A 16,695-nucleotide genomic window follows, 5' to 3' on the forward strand; every position below is an offset into this window, starting at 1 on the left:
ATACGTAAAAAAGACGTGTTATAAAAAATCCCACTTACTGCAAATAAGTGGGATTTTACATAAAGGATTTATTACTTTTCTATTCGTCAGACTTAGAAACCGAAAGAAGCACCAAATGTGAACGCTAGGTTACGATCTTCATTTTTACCCATGTCCTCATCACGTAACTCAAAGTATGGTGCAATACCAGTACCCATGAAATCATTCTTTGTTACACGCCACTCGGTGTTGTAGCTATCACGATCGCCATTATCACCAAATTTTGCAGTGTCAGCAAAACCGCGTTGGTTATAGATAACATTCAGTTTAAGTTGAATGCCGTTATCCATGTTAAAACCAATCGCATTGTCATAACGGATCTCTTTCCAATCACTTTCTGTCGTGCTGTAGTGGAAACGAGTACGGTTACTTACGAACAAACCATTATCGAAATTATAGCCAATTTTAACTAATGGACGACGCTGACCAGAATCACCTTCAACAGAACCATCAAGACTTAGGTCATGGTAACCAACAGCAGTCCATAAACCACCATTTGTATAAGCCATCTGCTCAATACCAAATGTTGTATCAGTCACACTACGCACGCCATCGTGTAATGTACCTGCAACTTCTACTAATAAAGTCGTTCCTGCAGAAAATGTATGGCCTGCTTCCAATGTGTATTCAGTATCTCGTTCTGTATTAGCTTTAACGTTACCAGTAACATATGAATCACCAGCGATGGCTGGAGCCGCGATTGATGCGCAAAGAAGAGTTAATGCTATTTTTTTCATTGGAACCTCGATTATATTTAGTGACTTTTTTCACACTGAGAAATATCGCTTATAAAAGCAATTTATTCGCTGACTATAGGTCAGAAGATGAAATAAATATAACACTTAAGAGGCAGTTTATAATGCTATTACACTTACACACCGCGATTATAGACAACTTATTTTCCATCGATAATTAACTTACTTATAGAAAAAAGCAAAAGGTAACAGCTTGTCATACAATTCGCGATTGAAAAATCAAAAATACTCAATTTAATCAGTAGCTTAAATGAATAAAAAAGGTCGCTACGACTAAATATTTAAATATAAACCAAGTAACAATAAATAATAACTAGCGCCACATATGTAAAAACATATCTACAACTGTGAACTAGATAACACTTTCCAGCGTAAAATCACGCAACCACAACAATATAAAAAACTAGTTAAAGCTAACGTTCAGGATAAAACCTAGCAGGTTATACTTATCAAGTTGATTTAACTTATTTTACAATGTAAAAATGGTTAACACAGAGTTATCAGCTTGTCTGAAAATATAAAATTGATCATCACACTGCGACTTGTTCACGAGAGACAGCGCCTGATTTAACATTTAAGTTACAATTCGCGTGACAATAAAAAATAACGACGTAGACTCTTTATTCTATTACTTATAACAATAATTATTGAGGCATTATGATCAGTGAATTGATTCGTTGTTTTTATCTTCGTAACAAACAAACCAACACTAAAGGGTTCTTCGATACCATCACTCGGTCTTTTCGAGTCGGTTTTCGCCATATAGACCTAAACCTACACATTAATAATGCAAAATACCTGATGTTTCTTGAAAAAGCGCGCTGGGATCATTCAATCCAGACCAATACATTTAATCCACTGCTAAAGAACAAACTAAATTTTATCGTGGCAGGGGTTGAAGTAGGCTATATCCGCGAAATACGTTTATTTAAAAAATTCGATGTCGAAACAACTTATTTAGGTTGGGATGAAAAGTATTTCTATTTAGAACAAAAATGTGTTGCTGATGGAAAGTTGTGTAATTACAGTTTAGTTAAAGCGGTATTTACACAAAAAGGAAAAGTAGTCGCTCCCGATAAAGTCATGGAAATTATTCCCGTAGAACAACGTCCACAACAATTACCAGCGCATATGCAAATATGGAAAGACCTCGGTACTGCCAAACGCCAATTTTCGAGTGCAGAATCAGAAAGCAAAGCGGCTTAATAACCCCTAAGCGACGCCATGTCCCTTTGAGGCTACCCAAATGCGATACCACTGCTGGTTGCTCAATGTTAATTCTGTTGCTGCAACCGCACTACGCACTCGTTCTATATTACCACTGCCTATAATAGGAAGCGGTTGAGATGGTAGCCTTAACACCCACGAAAACACAACCTGCTCGATTGATTTAGCCCCTATTTCTTGTTTAATTGCATTTAATGTTTGTTGTAAACGCTGCACATTATCAGTATTCGTATCAAACAAGGCCCCTCCCGCTAAACAAGACCAAGCCATAGGACGAACAGAGAATTGCTGAAGTTGATCTAATGTCCCATCTTCTGTCACGCTTAAATTTAATGGGTTAATTTCAACTTGGTTCGTGACTAATGGCGCATCACAACGTGATTGTAATAAAGCAAACTGTGAAGGTGTAAAATTAGAGACGCCAAGATGTTTTATCTTACCTTGACGCTTTAATAACGCGGCAGCACTTGCCACTTCATCTGCGTCCATCAATATATCGGGGCGATGAATTAATAGTACATCCAGCTGCTCAACACCCAAACGCTGTAATGATGTTTCGACAGAGCGAATGATATTACTTTGCGAACTATTATAGTGATTAACATGATTACTCGGAGCATCACCTCGCATGACCTCAATCCCACATTTTGAGATGATCTCGATTTCATCTCGCATTGCTGGGTCCAGCTTAAGCGCTTCACCAAACAAGGTTTCACAAGGCGCTTGAGCAGAACCATACACATGCGCATGATCGACGGTTGTAATACCTAATTCCACATGTTGCTTTAAAAAAGTTAAGCGTGACTGAGGGTCCATGTTCCAATCACCCATACGCCAATATCCCTGCACTAACGAGGAAAACACAGGTCCTTCTGGCGCTATTTTGGTGCGTGATACTTTTGTCATTTTATTCCCTTAATAATTTAATATATCGGTAGATACATAAAAATAGATAAAATTTAGACTGAATTCAATGTCACCGCTAACAACGTTACGCTTTGATACATATACCTGCTATTTATGTGAATGAACCAACAAATTAATCTACCCGAAAACAAGTAATAACCGCCCTTTGCTATGCTGTATCAACACCAAGAACAATCGAATAAGGAATATTCATGTCAACAACGCACCTTATTAAAGGACTTACCTTCGGGCTCATCGGCTGTATTAGCGTCACGCTACCAACGGCAATGGCCAAGACGAATACGCCAAGTAGTGATACTGTCGCCAAGATCAAGCCCTCGCCAAGTGCGATTTATAGTCAAATGGCTATTCACCATCCTGTCTGGGCAGCCAATGGCATGGTCGCGAGCCAAGAAGCACTAGCGACTCAAATCGGTGTCGATATTATGAAGCAAGGCGGTAATGCGATTGATGCAGCGGTCGCAGTTGGATACGCATTAGCCGTCACTTTGCCCCGTGCTGGTAATTTAGGCGGTGGTGGTTTCATGCTGGTGTATTTGGCTGATGAACAACGATCTGTAGCGATTGATTATCGTGAAGTTGCACCACAAGGCGCGTATCCAAATATGTTCTTGGATGAGGAAGGAAATCCCAGCAAAAAACTATCTCGCTATCACGGCCTTGCAGTCGGAGTACCTGGTACCGTACTTGGTTTTGAACTTGCCTTACAAAAATACGGCACAATGTCATTAGCACAAGTGATTGCGCCCGCCATAAAATTAGCCCAAGACGGGATTGTTGTAACACCTGATTTAGCGAACTCACTCAGTGCAACGCAAAAACGCCTAAGCCAATGGCCAAGTACCCATGCTATTTTTTATAAAGCGGATGGAAGTCAGTATCAACCCGGTGAAATATTAAAACAAACCGATCTTGCTAATACGCTCACAGCAATAGCCAAGAAAGGCAGCCCCGCGTTTTATCAAGGAGCAATTGCTAAGCAGATCAGCGAGTCGGTTAAAAATGCCGGTGGTATCATGACAATGCAAGATTTAGCCACCTACAAAGCAATTGAACGGAAACCAGTAACTGGTGAGTATCGCGGTTACCAAGTGATATCAATGCCACCCCCTTCTTCTGGTGGTGTGCATATTATTCAAATGTTGAATATGCTATCGCAATTCCCGATTGATAAAATGGGCCACAATAGTGCCGCGACAATTCATGTCATGGCCGAGTCTATGCGCCGCGCCTATGCCGATCGTAGCTTGTACTTGGGCGATCCTGATTTTGTGGATGTACCCGTTGCCGCGTTAACAAGTAAGCAATACGCCAAACAGCTTGTCAGTCAAATAGACCCTAACAAAGCTACACCTAGCAGCGAGGTTTCACCAGGCACGTTACTGCCTTATGAAAGTAACCAAACGACTCATTACAGCGTTGTAGATAAATTTGGTAATGCAGTCAGTAATACTTATACCCTAAACTTTAGCTATGGTTCAGGGCTGGTCGCTGATGGCACTGGGGTATTATTAAATAACGAAATGGATGACTTCTCTGCAAAACCGGGGACACCAAATGCTTATGGCCTTATTGGTGGTAAAGCCAATGCTGTCGCAGCAAAAAAACGCCCACTTAGCTCGATGACACCAACCATTGTATTAAAAGATAACAAACCTTATTTAGTCACTGGTAGTCCCGGTGGTTCACGTATTATCACCACAACACTTCAGGTTATTATGAATGTCATTGATCATAAGATGAATATTGCAGAAGCCAGTGCAGCTACCCGTATTCACCATCAATGGTTACCGGATATGATCCGTATTGAAAAGGGCTTAAATGTCGATACGATTAATCTATTAGAAGGTAAAGGTCATAAGCTTGAAGTGAAATCTGCGATGGGGAGTACACAAACAATCATGCTAACCGAAGAAGGCGTTTACGGCGCATCCGATCCACGTCGTCCGAGCGCATTAAGTTTAGGGTATTAATCTAGCGCTATAGAAACAAAAAAGACGTAATATCGACAGGTATTAACCGGTTTATATTACGTCTTTACTGTTTATTTATTTGTTTATTGTTTATTGTTTATCGCTTAAAAATTATAACTCATACCAATAGAGACAAACTGATTCGTGCTGTCATAAAAATCAATATTGGCATCAATATCTTTATTTTGATAAAGAATATTTAGATTACTGTCTTCAATATCAAAGGGCGCAGAGTACGAATAAACGATAGAATAACGCGCAGCATCTTCTTCTTGTACTTGGCCAAAAATTGGATTTTCAGCACTGTATTCACGGTCACTAAATGCCGCTTGAAGCGATAAAAAGTGACGTTCGTATTTGGTCATAATGCTGACACTATAATGTAATTCATCAAAGCTTTGACTCTCACCTTTCGCATCTTGGTTAGCATAATATGCATTGCCTTTTGCAAATGTACCTTTCCACAGGGGAATCAAACTTTCTAAGCTCAGTCTATGGTAATCACTGTCTCGGTTAAGCAAATCTTGCTGTTCTGCGGAACACGTTTGACTACCACACGCGTTATTTTGAGAACCACTTTGCTCATTTTCTATTTGATACGATGCATACGCATATTCAATTTGCACTGGCATAAATTTATAAGCCACTCGTACAGCGGTTGAATCTATGTCTGTTTTCTCTCTTTCCGCACCCGTTAAAAAAGGATCTGACCAAGTTTCTTTTAGAAATGGCACATGAGGGATATACGCAAGCGTCATACTCTGGCGTTTATCAAATTTGTGTGTAACGCCCAACTCATATTGTATCGCACTATCTAAGATATTTTGAGGACTCTGACCAAGGAAGTATTGGGCCTGCAAATCATCGGTTGTATAAGCAACACGAAAAAAAGGAAATAATACCCCCGTAGTCACGCTTTCAGGGGCGCTATTGAGATCGCTTATCTGTTTATTATCATCATGAATATTAAATTGATCTTGAGTATCACTCACACCAACGTTAACACCAATCGTACCGGAAAACCCTGCACTCTTGGCTAATGGTTTTGCAATAGCTACACTACCGAAAGCAAGTAAACTACTGGCGAATAATAAGGGTAATGAAAATGCATTATTATTTTTAACGCTCATGTAAGAAAATAGCTCCAATGGTTAAGTCAGTATCAAGGATAAAAATATATATTGATGTATATTGATCCATGTCAATTTAGTCACAAAAGCATAACACAACCAATCCAATATAAAATACTTAATAACCATTTAGGACAATGACCACTCAGTAATTTAAAAATAGCATACATATCAGAACTATCAGTCAGAACAACTAAAAAAAACACTGAAATGATTTGTTTTATATTATAAGCTTATGCGCTATATCCAGACGATTTTAAGATGTATCATCGGTAACTAAAAAATATAATGTCCAAGCCTAATAAGCTGACGATCTATTCTTTCAGTTTGCGCTAATCTATTCTTTCAATCTGACCTAAGAGGTATGCCCGATTAAATTCCAGTATCAAGATCTATTTCAATAAAGGATGATTGAAAATATATGTACAAAATTCTCGTTTTATTTGCCCATCCTGCATTACAAAAATCCCTTGCTCATAAATCACTATTCAATGAAATTCAGCACATTGAAGGCATCACTTGTCACGATCTTTACGATGCTTATCCCGATTCATTTATCGATATTAAACATGAGCAAGCCTTATTATTACAACACGATATTATCGTTTTTCAATTTCCGCTTTATTGGTATTCATGCCCTGCAATTTTAAAAGAGTGGCAAGACCTCGTACTCGAACACGGGTTTGCGTATGGTGAACATGGCAATAAACTCATCGGTAAAAAACTCATGTTAGCCGTATCGACAGGGGGCAGTGCGAATTCTTATTCTGCTTCAGGCTACAATGAACACGACATCAACGCGTTCTTATTGCCCTTTAGTCAGATGAGTCAAATATGTAACTTGGAGTACCTGCCTCCATTTGTGGTACATGATATTCATAAACGACATGACCCTCAGCGCATTGCACGTAAAGCGGAAGAATACCGCCAACAATTACTTCGCTTACAACAAATTGATGATGGCGCAGTAAAGACAAGAATGGAGAATAACTAACCATGGAACATGGCGTATTATTTAATACTTTCATCTATCTTGCTGCAGGTGTTGTTGCAGTACCTATTGCCAAACGTTTAGGACTTGGTTCAGTACTCGGCTACTTGATTGCAGGCGTCATCGTTGGGCCTTATGCTTTAAGCTTAATATCCAATCAACAAGATGTTATGCATGTAGCTGAGTTCGGTGTTGTCATGATGCTATTTTTAGTGGGCTTAGAATTAAGACCCGCTTTATTATGGCAATTGAAAATGCCGATACTGGGCACTGGTGGGCTACAACTTTGTGCCACCACCTTATTTATTTTCTTATTATTACTTGCTTGCGGCCTTGCTTGGCAAACCTCACTCGCAATTGGCTTAATTGTGGCATTGTCATCGACCGCTATTGTGCTGCAAAATTTACAAGAACGAGAATTGATGAAAACAGAAGCCGGTAAGAATGCTTTTGCCGTATTATTGTTTCAAGATATTGCCGTTATCCCCATCCTATCGATATTACCCTTACTCGTCATACAAGACACAACGGTTATTGAATCCTCTATACCCAGTTGGCAAAGTGCATTAATGATTGCAGGCGTCATTGCAGGTATTATCATTGGTGGTCACTTTTTAGTTGTGCCGCTATTACGCATTATTGCCAGTTCTCGCTCACGTGAAATCTTCATTGCAACTGCTCTAGCACTTGTTGTGGGTATCGCTTTAGCAATGGAAGCCGTTGGTTTATCTGCGGCACTCGGTACATTCTTAGCTGGTGTGGTATTAGCAGACAGTGAATACCGTCATGAATTAGAAAGTGATATAGAGCCATTCAAAAGCTTGCTACTTGGTATTTTCTTTATCTCTGTTGGCGCAAGTATCGATTTCAACCTGCTACTTGATCAACCTATACTCGTTGCCTTACTCGTTGGGGGATTGATTGCCGTTAAATTTATTGTGCTATTTGTTACTGGGATCGTCTTTAAGATCCAGCGTAGTCAAAATTGGCTGTTTTCCTGTGCATTAGCCCAAGGTGGTGAGTTCGCCTTTGTATTGACCTCATTCGCACTGCAACGTCAGGTTCTAGATAATGAAATAGCGAGTTTATTAGTTTTAGTCGTCACCTTATCAATGGTATTCACTCCACTATTATTAATTATTTACGATAAAGTGATAGCACCAACATTCAAACGTAGGTTGCCACAGCAAGAAGATAAAGAGACTCCAGAGCATCAGATCCCTGATGATACAGATAGCTCGGTAATCATTGCAGGTTTTGGTGGCTTTGGGCAAGTTGTCGGCCGATTACTGCACGGCTACCATATCAACACGACTATTTTAGAAAATGATGTGGGCCAGATAGAGCTATTACAGCAATTCAAATACAAGGTATTTTATGGCGATGCTGAGCAGCTAAATTTGTTACATTCCGCAGGGGCAGATAACGCGAAATTATTTATTATTGCGGTAGAGAGTGCCAGCCGTACTAAGCGTATCTTGATCCAAGTGAAGAAACATTTTCCACACCTCACTGTATTAGCACGTGCAACCGATCGTAATCACGCACAACAATTAATCCGTCTTGGTGCTGACCACGTGTTTAGAGAGTCTCTCGATTCAGGGATCAGTTTGGGTGTTGAAACATTAAAAGCATTAGGGATGCGTGCCAATCAGGCTCATCGTGCTGGTCAAGTGTTCCGTCGTCATGACGAAGCGGTATTACATGAAGAAGCAAAACGTATACACGAACACGAGCCAGAGTTTGTGAACCGCAGCCTGACTGAACGCCGTATACTTAAAAAGCTATTGGGATTAGATGCGTTGACCTATTACGACAATTTAAATGACGCTTGGTCAACAGAAGCACACAGCAACCAAGATAAAAATACAGTCGGTAATTTAGCTGCTGCGCATAAGCATAATAAATCGAGTAGCTAACGGTAGTAATCCGTTAGTTTAACTCACAATGTATAGCTCTGTTTATTGCGTGTTTCGATCACGCAATAAACAGAGCTATAATCTTTAGCAATGCCACTGAATTCTTTAGAAGTGCCACTGCAGGTAAACGGTTTGGTAATTACTGCCACCTTTAATACGACCAAACGCAGAACTAGTTTCAAAGATACCAGAACGGTGATGAATACTATAACCTAACCACGTTTGTGCGAGGGCTTTACTGCCAAAGATATCACCAACATTCACATCCAAAGAAAAATCAACATAGTTAAGTAATTTAGATGCATTCTCATAGCCACGCTTACTGTCTTCACCGACTAATTCAAATCCTTCGATATACGTAACATCTGACACATAAGATAAACCTTCAGCAAGACCTACACGCCAACGAGGACCCAGTTCAAACGTATAAAAAGCTTTAATCGCAAGGACGACTTCGCCAATATCTTTTTGTACATCTGAACTATAATGCCAAGCAATACCCGGTGTGAAATACAAATCAATCGGTAATGAAAACAAGTTATCACCAACTTGAGTACCATAAAATAGAGAACTCATTTGGTTGTTTTCAGTATCTCGTTCAGCTTGGAACATCAATACCTCACCAATATCTGACGGTGTCGCCCAACCATGTGCTAAACGTAAATATTCATCATTTTTTTGTTTCTCTGATGTACGTATAAATGGCTTCTCAGGATCGGGATAAAAAGCAATGCCTAAAAATGACTCTAACTGATAATTCTTGTCTACAATACTTAAGTCATGCACATTATTTTCTAAACGCGTTACACCAAACTGACCAATAAGGTGAAGATTACTAGCAACATGATAAGCCGCTTTCACACCACCACTCACAGAAACACCCGCGCCCGCTTTCTCACGGTCAAAACCATAGTAGTGGTCGTTAAAATCAGCCGTTTTCCACTTTAATTCCGCAAATGGGATCAATGACAAACGATCATAATGCCAAGAATATTGTGCTCTTGTCACACCATAAACGCGCTGATAGTTATCAGAAAGCACAGCAATGTCAGCTGCCCACGGACCATCAAAATAACGATACTGTAAACCAAAATCAAAAGACTGTCCCTTCACTTCATTTTGAAATTCTTTAGGGATATCATTAAATCTAAAACGGCTATACGCGTTTACTTCGTGATCATCTTGTTTCCAAAGATGAATACCACCTTCTAAACCTCGAATAAAACCATATTCATTCTCGAAACGAATTAAAGGTAAAATATCATATACCGCTGTATCTTCACTCATCTCAGACACTGCGAAAGGGATATCAGCACGACGTATACCTATCGCTAAACCCCATTGGCTATCAGGTAATTCAGTTGTATTCGTTACCTCGCTATCACTTACTAACTCGGTAGAAACATTTTCCGATTGAATTTCATTATCAATAGTCGTGCTATTTTCAGCATAGACAACACTTGAAGACATACTGAAAATACACGCCAAGCGTATAATACTGCGATAGCCTACCCACATAATATTTGTAATACCTATTGGTTATAAATAATTGCCGCTATATTACCCATGGTAATAAGAAACCACAATACAAATATAACTATAAATAACAGATATTAATCATAGGCTTGCTGACATGCTGCATCGCAACTACGTACTAAACGAACATTTAAACGTTCACTATTTGAGACGCTATACAATAATCCATTTTGAAATTCGATTTGCCACGCCTTTCCTCCATTAGTACTGCTTGGCGTGTTAGACCACGACTTAGAAATCGCTGGTAATAATGGTGCATTGAGAAACACTGATTTATTCAAACTGGGTTCTTCGCAGGCAGTTTCAATAATACTATAAAGCTCTTTAATATCAGGTAATCGCCAGTCTTTATGACCTGAACTCGTTACATTAAACACCCCAGGTGCTGCCAACGCTTCCCACCAAGTAAAGTAACGTATCAACCCTTGTTCGCAACGTGAACCTACCAGTCCGATAACACACACTTGCCACTCTAATCTTGTCGCCTTATCAAATAAAGTGCAGTCAGAATTCCGAACAAAACGCTCTGTTGGTGTTGAATATTGAGCATTATCATTGCAGCGTTGCTCTAGCCCTCTAACAGTCATAGGTGTGACGAATAGCATAACGCTAATCACATAGAGAATACGACGAGTTAAATTGATGTTCATCATTAAATCCTTTTATGATTTCAGCCTGTTGCTGAGGACCATTTATTCGATATTATTACGTACTAAACGCACTGCTCTCGGTATATTCGTCAAATTCCCCTGAATATTGCCATACAAAAAATTCACCATCCAAGCTGAATCTAAATCATCAATATCAATATCAGCAGTCCAGTAATATTCATTTTGTGCATAAGGAAAATACGCTATTTCAACTGCAGGAATTGCTTGAGAATAATTAATAATACTTTGTAATTCTAATCGCGTTGGTAAGCGCCAATCACTATAGCCACACCAATTTAATTGATTCATCGCCAACATGAATTTTTCGGTATCACAATGACGACTATCAACACAAATACCGCCATTTTCAGCAACGCCATGACCATTAAATTCCTGACTACTAGACTTAAACCATGAGTAAACATAATCAGCATCATTAACACTACCGTTACCAAGCGCCGATTTGACCTCCCACATCAGCTCTGTTTGATTATCTAAAACGCAAGACCACTCAGTCGAATTTTCAGAAACTGCGACTCCTTTGGCCCCTATTTTGGCTAAATCTAACAAGCTCTCTTGAGATATAAAATTCTCATCAACACTAATTCCAGCAGGATTTAAATTCATACGTATGCTGTAATCAGGCAGAAAAAAACTACCACCAGCCCCTGGATAACTATTTCGCTCTACGTTACTGTCACTACCATTAGGACAACCTACAAGCAATAAACTACTAAAAATGATGATTAAATATTTCATAAAGACACTCTTAAAGTGTGATATAGATCGAAGTTTAGATTACAAACTTTGATATTTCACCAAAAAACAACCCCAATTAATAGACGACCGGTCTACTAAGGCGTATCTTTAAGGCATCACCATTTATCTTTAATACAGTACTGATATCGATCGTATTTAGAATCGGAAATAATCCTACCTTATTTACACCTAATTAAAAGACGATCGGTCATTACATTGTAAATGACTTATATATAAGGAGCTTTTATGCCTCAATCAAATGTTATAAATCGCCGTATTACACTGGCTTCACGACCTGTTGGTGCTCCGACAGCAACCAATTTTCGCCTTGAAGAAACAGTAATCCCAACACCAAAATCAGGTGAAATATTATTACGAACAAGTTATTTATCACTTGATCCTTATATGCGAGGTCGCATGAATGATGGGGCATCTTACGCTGAACCCGTTGGTATTGACGGTACTATGGTGGGCGCAACGGTATGCCAAGTAGTGACTTCGTTACACCCAGACTACCAAGTTGATGAATGGGTACTTGCTTATACAGGCTGGCAAGATTACGGCATTTCAAATGGTGAAGGTCTTGTAAAGTTAGGCTCTGATCCAACCAATGCTTCTTATGCGCTTGGGATCTTAGGAATGCCCGGCTTTACCGCTTATATGGGCCTGCTTGATATCGGCCAACCTAAAACAGGCGATACGCTTGTTGTGGCTGCAGCAACAGGACCAGTTGGCGCAACCGTCGGTCAGATTGGTAAACTAAAAGGGTGCTATGTCGTGGGTATTGCAGGCGGGGCTGAAAAGTGTAAATACGCTGAAGACGTATTAGGCTTTGATAAATGTATCGATCATAAAGCGGCAGATTTTGATGCGCAATTACGTACAGCCTGTCCAAAGGGAATTGATGTGTATTTTGAAAATGTGGGCGGCAAAGTATTCGATAGCGTGCTACCACAACTTAATACAGGCGCACGCGTACCCGTATGCGGTTTGGTTTCACAATATAACGCAACAGAATTACCATCAGGTCCCGATCGTTTATCACTATTAATGGGCACCTTATTGGTCAAGCGCATTAAGATGCAGGGCTTTATCATTTTTGATGATTATGCACACCGCTATAATGAGTTTTTTGAACAAATGATGACGTGGTTACAATCAGGTCAAATCAAGTATCGTGAGCATATGGTTGACGGACTAGAAAATGCACCGTCTGCATTCACTGGTATGCTAAAAGGTGAGAACTTCGGCAAACTTGTAATTAATGTCACTAAATAAGAGGCCAAAATGATTAAATTACACCATTTAAACAAATCACGTTCTAAACGTATTATTTGGTTATTAGAAGAATTAGGCGTTGATTACGAGATCATTGCATATCAGCGAGATAGCAAGACCTTCTTAGCGCCCGCTGAATTAAAAGAAATTCATCCATTGGGTAAATCACCTGTGATTGAAGATGACGGACTAGTTATCACCGAATCAGGCGCTATCACAGAATATCTTATTAATAAATATGCGGCAGATAAACTCGCACCTAAACAGTGGTCACAAGAATACGTCGATTATTCACAATGGATACACTTTGCTGAAAGTTCTGCTATTTTACCGTTACTATTAAAGATGTTTGTTGAAAAAGATGGCTGTAAAACTAACTTTATGGCAGATTATGCTGACATAGAGATAGCAAAAGTAATTAGCTATTTTAATGATGCGCTCGCAGATAAAAAATACCTTGTTTCAGAGCAGTTAACAGGGGCCGATATTATGATGTCATTTATTGTTGAGATATTAGGTAATAACAATGCACTGGCTCATTTTACCCACCTAGCTCGTTACAACAAACAGCTTCATACCCATCCAAGCTTATTAAAAGCCATAGAAATAGAAGCTAAATACGATAACAGTTAAATCCTATCGCAGAGTTACACTATATAGTTACACAGTAGGATAGTTAAACAGTAGATCTACATAATAGAACGACACAGTAGAGCAACATAGTAAAACTGCGCAGTAGAACCGCACGAGTGACTAAAGTAAGAGATCACCTTAGTCACTACGTGAATAAAAAACCATAAATAAAGCATAAAAATCCATTTATTACTGATTTATCATTGACCGACTCTCCAAAGTTAAATACTATATTTATTTTAACAATGGATATGTTAGTCATGGATTACTTATTACCACTATCCCCTTCTTTACTTGCACTTTTCTTAGCATTTACTACTCGTAGAGTTATTTTATCGCTATTTTGCGCTGTTCTACTCGGTAGCTTTATTCTTCACGATTATGCACCGATAGAGTCTATTATTGCCGTCTACAAAGATGGTATCTTTAATCAACTGAAGGGCAGCAACGCACAGATCGTTATCGTTATTACGATCATATCTGGTTTTATCTACCTGCTTGAATCCTCTAAAGCAATGACTGCATTTTCACAAGCAATCACGCGTTACGTCAGCACGCCAGCCAAGTTAAAAGCAGGCACTTGGTTGTCCGGCATTGCTATCTTTTTTACCGATTCTGGTAATTCACTGATCCTAGGCCCTATTTATCGTCCACTATACGATAAAATGAAAATATGCCGTGAAAAACTCGCACTGATTATCGATTCAACCTCTTCGCCAGTATGTGTACTGATCCCTGTCATTAGTTGGGGTGTTTACTCGATGGGATTAATGGAAAAAGCATATACCAATGTCGGCTTAGAAAAAGATGGATTAGCGTTATTTAAAGAAGTTTGGTTATTCCAGCTTTACCCACTGCTTACACTTATCGGTTTATTCTTCATTATTCTGTTTGGCGTTAATCTTGGAAAGATGAAACAAGCTCAACGAAACTGTGAAATGGGGACAAGTGAATACCTGTCAGAAAGTGACATAACTAAAAATGATACCGTCAATCCACTGATAAACATGAATGCAGTGCAACAATATGGCGCGAAAACTGTCGCATTAGCCCTGTCTTCACTTGCGTTATGTATGGCAGGCTTATTCTTTTACTTTACACGAGGTGCATCAGGCTCAGCGGAAGCAAAATTAGTGGGCTCAGAAATTCGAACTGCATTAGCGGTTTCCTACTCTGTTGCATCTGTTGTCACAATCATTGCTCTACGCTACTTTGGTATCCGTAAAATGAGTGCATCTGCCGATTCATTTTTCCAAGGCATGGGGAAAATTGTCAGTATCCTCTGTATTCTATTGCTTGCTTGGACACTCAGCGATATCTTAAAAGCATTAGATACAGGTGCCGTTATTGCAACTATGTTACAACAACTTAACTTCCCTATCTGGTTACTTGCCAGTACCATTTTCATTATTGGTGCATTTCTATCTATTGCGACAGGATCGTCATGGGGTACATTTGCGTTGTTAATACCAATTGTAGCGCCGATAGCGTATAGCTTAGATGCAAGTATTATTTTATGCTTTGCAGCTGCACTCAGTGGTGGCTTATTTGGTGATCATTGCTCACCAATTTCAGATACAACGGTACTGTCATCAATGTCATCCGGTGTTAACCACATCAACCACGTTGAAACTCAAATGCCTTATGCTATGACAACGGCATTCTTTACCTTTATCGGCTTTATTCTTGCGTCGATAAGTGGTTCTAACTTAACCGTGTTAATCATGGCTGGCGCAATGGGCAGCTTCTATTTTCTTTATTCTAAATCTCAACAAGGCAAACTAAATCATGAAAACAATTTATCTTAGAAGTGAAACTAAAAAAGGTGAATGTCGTTCACCTCTTACACCACAGGGCGCTAAGATATTAATGGCTGCAGGTATTACTGTACTTGTAGAGTCATCGACAACACGAACCTTTAGTGATCAAGATTATCGTGACCTTGGTATTGAAATAACAACAGTGCCTTGGCAAGATATGCCAACAGACGTCTTGATTTTAGGACTAAAAGAGTTACCCGTTAGTGATGAACCGATTGCTCATGATCATATTTATTTTGCCCATGCGTTTAAAGGTCAAGATGAAGCCCCGCAGATACTCGCGCGATTTAACAATGGCGGCGGACGTATTTTTGATATTGAATTTTTGACTGATGCAGATAATCGACGTGTGGCTGCATTTGGCTATTGGGCTGGATTTGTTGGCGCAGGATTAGGACTACTTGGTTATGGTCACTATCAACAACAGCAAACCATTTTTCCCGCAATTACTCCCTTTGCAAATAAAGAAAGTTTTATTGCTGCAATTCAATCACAACTAGGTAATAACGTGAATGAATTAAGTGTGATGGTAATGGGAGCACTTGGTCGTTGTGGTAGTGGTGCAACAGACCTACTTAAAGCGGTCGGTATTGATAAACTGACACTGTGGGATAAACAAGAATATGACGAATCACCAAAACCCATTACCGCAATTTTGTCACAAGATGTATTTATTAATAGTGTTTATTTAAAAGGTGATATACCACCTATGATAGATCAGTCATTATTAGCAGATAATAGTAAACTGCGTATTATCAGTGATGTGAGTTGCGATCCAAACAGTGCGAATAATCCGCTACCTGTTTATGATGCAATAACAAATATGAAGCAGCCATTTGTGCAGGCAAAATACAGTGAGCATCACCCTGTTTACGTGCAAGCAATTGATCATCTACCAACATTGCTACCAAAAGAATCAAGTGAAGAGTTTGCTGGTGCGCTATTGCTACACCTCCTACAACTCGGTAGTGAGAACGAGTGCTCAGATGTATGGCAAAAGGCTGTCGATATTTTTGAACGTATTAAATGTAATGGCTAGTACTGCATATTCACAGCAA

At 39.3% G+C, this 16,695-nt stretch carries 14 protein-coding genes; 8 read left to right on the plus strand and 6 right to left on the minus strand.

All coding sequences use genetic code 11. From position 1 onward, the window contains the following. Positions 1 to 92 precede the first annotated feature (92 nt). Positions 93 to 776, minus strand: coding sequence for an oligogalacturonate-specific porin KdgM family protein (locus HWV00_RS14475; RefSeq protein WP_211682371.1), 684 nt, complete (start codon positions 774 to 776; stop codon positions 93 to 95). A gap of 675 nt (positions 777 to 1,451) precedes the next feature. On the opposite strand from HWV00_RS14475, the gene HWV00_RS14480 reads away from it, so the two are divergent. Continuing rightward, entirely contained in the window at positions 1,452 to 2,000 is a 549-nt protein-coding gene (locus tag HWV00_RS14480; protein ID WP_211682373.1) for a thioesterase family protein, read from the plus strand. 6 nt (positions 2,001 to 2,006) lie between these two features. Here the strand turns inward: HWV00_RS14480 and HWV00_RS14485 are convergent, their stop codons facing one another. Then, positions 2,007 to 2,927, minus strand: coding sequence for an aldo/keto reductase family oxidoreductase (locus HWV00_RS14485; RefSeq protein WP_211682375.1), 921 nt, complete (start codon positions 2,925 to 2,927; stop codon positions 2,007 to 2,009). 212 nt (positions 2,928 to 3,139) lie between these two features. Between HWV00_RS14485 and ggt the strand changes: the two genes are divergently transcribed. Then, positions 3,140 to 4,921 (plus strand): gamma-glutamyltransferase, encoded by a 1,782-nt coding sequence (ggt, locus tag HWV00_RS14490; protein WP_211682377.1) that lies wholly within the window; start codon positions 3,140 to 3,142, stop codon positions 4,919 to 4,921. 104 nt (positions 4,922 to 5,025) lie between these two features. Here ggt and HWV00_RS14495 read toward each other — a convergent pair whose 3' ends face one another. Next, a complete protein-coding gene (locus HWV00_RS14495) occupies positions 5,026 to 6,051 on the minus strand; it encodes a DUF2860 family protein (protein WP_211682379.1) in 1,026 nt (341 codons plus the stop codon). A gap of 421 nt (positions 6,052 to 6,472) precedes the next feature. Here HWV00_RS14495 and HWV00_RS14500 point away from each other — a divergent pair, with 421 nt between their 5' ends. Both HWV00_RS14500 and HWV00_RS14505 read left to right on the plus strand, forming a co-directional pair. Beyond that, positions 6,473 to 7,045, plus strand: a complete 573-nt coding sequence (locus tag HWV00_RS14500) for an NAD(P)H-dependent oxidoreductase (protein ID WP_211682380.1) — start codon at positions 6,473 to 6,475, stop codon at positions 7,043 to 7,045. A gap of 2 nt (positions 7,046 to 7,047) precedes the next feature. Next, entirely contained in the window at positions 7,048 to 8,961 is a 1,914-nt protein-coding gene (locus tag HWV00_RS14505) for a monovalent cation:proton antiporter-2 (CPA2) family protein (RefSeq protein WP_211682382.1), read from the plus strand. Between the two features lie 105 nt (positions 8,962 to 9,066). Here the strand turns inward: HWV00_RS14505 and HWV00_RS14510 are convergent, their stop codons facing one another. The 3 genes from HWV00_RS14510 to HWV00_RS14520 all read right to left on the minus strand — a co-directional run bounded on the left by HWV00_RS14510 (position 9,067) and on the right by HWV00_RS14520 (position 11,906). Beyond that, positions 9,067 to 10,431 carry a MipA/OmpV family protein gene (locus HWV00_RS14510; RefSeq protein ID WP_255554584.1) on the minus strand — a complete coding sequence of 455 codons (1,365 nt, stop codon included), beginning with the start codon at positions 10,429 to 10,431 and terminating at the stop codon, positions 9,067 to 9,069. A 143-nt stretch (positions 10,432 to 10,574) separates the two neighbouring features. Continuing rightward, positions 10,575 to 11,150: a DUF1566 domain-containing protein gene (locus HWV00_RS14515; protein WP_211682386.1), complete on the minus strand. Its 576-nt coding sequence runs from the start codon at positions 11,148 to 11,150 to the stop codon at positions 10,575 to 10,577. Between the two features lie 39 nt (positions 11,151 to 11,189). Continuing rightward, a complete protein-coding gene (locus HWV00_RS14520) occupies positions 11,190 to 11,906 on the minus strand; it encodes a DUF1566 domain-containing protein (protein WP_211682388.1) in 717 nt (238 codons plus the stop codon). Positions 11,907 to 12,152: 246 nt separating this feature from the next. On the opposite strand from HWV00_RS14520, the gene HWV00_RS14525 reads away from it, so the two are divergent. From HWV00_RS14525 to HWV00_RS14540, 4 genes are all read left to right on the plus strand, one after another. Then, on the plus strand, positions 12,153 to 13,184 hold the full coding sequence (locus tag HWV00_RS14525; RefSeq protein WP_211682390.1) for an NADP-dependent oxidoreductase: 1,032 nt from the start codon (positions 12,153 to 12,155) through the stop codon (positions 13,182 to 13,184). 9 nt (positions 13,185 to 13,193) lie between these two features. Beyond that, a complete protein-coding gene (locus HWV00_RS14530) occupies positions 13,194 to 13,817 on the plus strand; it encodes a glutathione S-transferase family protein (protein WP_211682392.1) in 624 nt (207 codons plus the stop codon). A 260-nt stretch (positions 13,818 to 14,077) separates the two neighbouring features. Further along, entirely contained in the window at positions 14,078 to 15,625 is a 1,548-nt protein-coding gene (locus HWV00_RS14535) for a Na+/H+ antiporter NhaC family protein (RefSeq protein ID WP_211682394.1), read from the plus strand. Further along, entirely contained in the window at positions 15,606 to 16,676 is a 1,071-nt protein-coding gene (locus tag HWV00_RS14540; RefSeq protein WP_211682395.1) for a hypothetical protein, read from the plus strand. The genes HWV00_RS14535 and HWV00_RS14540 overlap by 20 nt, the downstream gene beginning before the upstream one ends. Positions 16,677 to 16,695 lie beyond the last annotated feature (19 nt).

It is taken from the genome of Moritella sp. 24 (assembly GCF_018219155.1).
GTDB lineage: Bacteria > Pseudomonadota > Gammaproteobacteria > Enterobacterales > Moritellaceae > Moritella.

Bases quoted from the DNA above. Each gene is read 5' to 3' on its own strand.
- HWV00_RS14485 (WP_211682375.1), bottom strand. From the start codon at position 2,927: ATGACAAAAGTATCACGCACCAAAATAGCGCCAGAAGGACCTGTGTTT.
- HWV00_RS14540 (WP_211682395.1), top strand. From the start codon at position 15,606: ATGAAAACAATTTATCTTAGAAGTGAAACTAAAAAAGGTGAATGTCGT.
- HWV00_RS14475 (WP_211682371.1), bottom strand. From the start codon at position 776: ATGAAAAAAATAGCATTAACTCTTCTTTGCGCATCAATCGCGGCTCCA.
- HWV00_RS14515 (WP_211682386.1), bottom strand. From the start codon at position 11,150: ATGATGAACATCAATTTAACTCGTCGTATTCTCTATGTGATTAGCGTT.
- HWV00_RS14520 (WP_211682388.1), bottom strand. From the start codon at position 11,906: ATGAAATATTTAATCATCATTTTTAGTAGTTTATTGCTTGTAGGTTGT.
- ggt (WP_211682377.1), top strand. From the start codon at position 3,140: ATGTCAACAACGCACCTTATTAAAGGACTTACCTTCGGGCTCATCGGC.
- HWV00_RS14510 (WP_255554584.1), bottom strand. From the start codon at position 10,431: ATGTCTTCAAGTGTTGTCTATGCTGAAAATAGCACGACTATTGATAAT.
- HWV00_RS14500 (WP_211682380.1), top strand. From the start codon at position 6,473: ATGTACAAAATTCTCGTTTTATTTGCCCATCCTGCATTACAAAAATCC.
- HWV00_RS14530 (WP_211682392.1), top strand. From the start codon at position 13,194: ATGATTAAATTACACCATTTAAACAAATCACGTTCTAAACGTATTATT.
- HWV00_RS14525 (WP_211682390.1), top strand. From the start codon at position 12,153: ATGCCTCAATCAAATGTTATAAATCGCCGTATTACACTGGCTTCACGA.
- HWV00_RS14505 (WP_211682382.1), top strand. From the start codon at position 7,048: ATGGAACATGGCGTATTATTTAATACTTTCATCTATCTTGCTGCAGGT.
- HWV00_RS14535 (WP_211682394.1), top strand. From the start codon at position 14,078: ATGGATTACTTATTACCACTATCCCCTTCTTTACTTGCACTTTTCTTA.
- HWV00_RS14480 (WP_211682373.1), top strand. From the start codon at position 1,452: ATGATCAGTGAATTGATTCGTTGTTTTTATCTTCGTAACAAACAAACC.
- HWV00_RS14495 (WP_211682379.1), bottom strand. From the start codon at position 6,051: ATGAGCGTTAAAAATAATAATGCATTTTCATTACCCTTATTATTCGCC.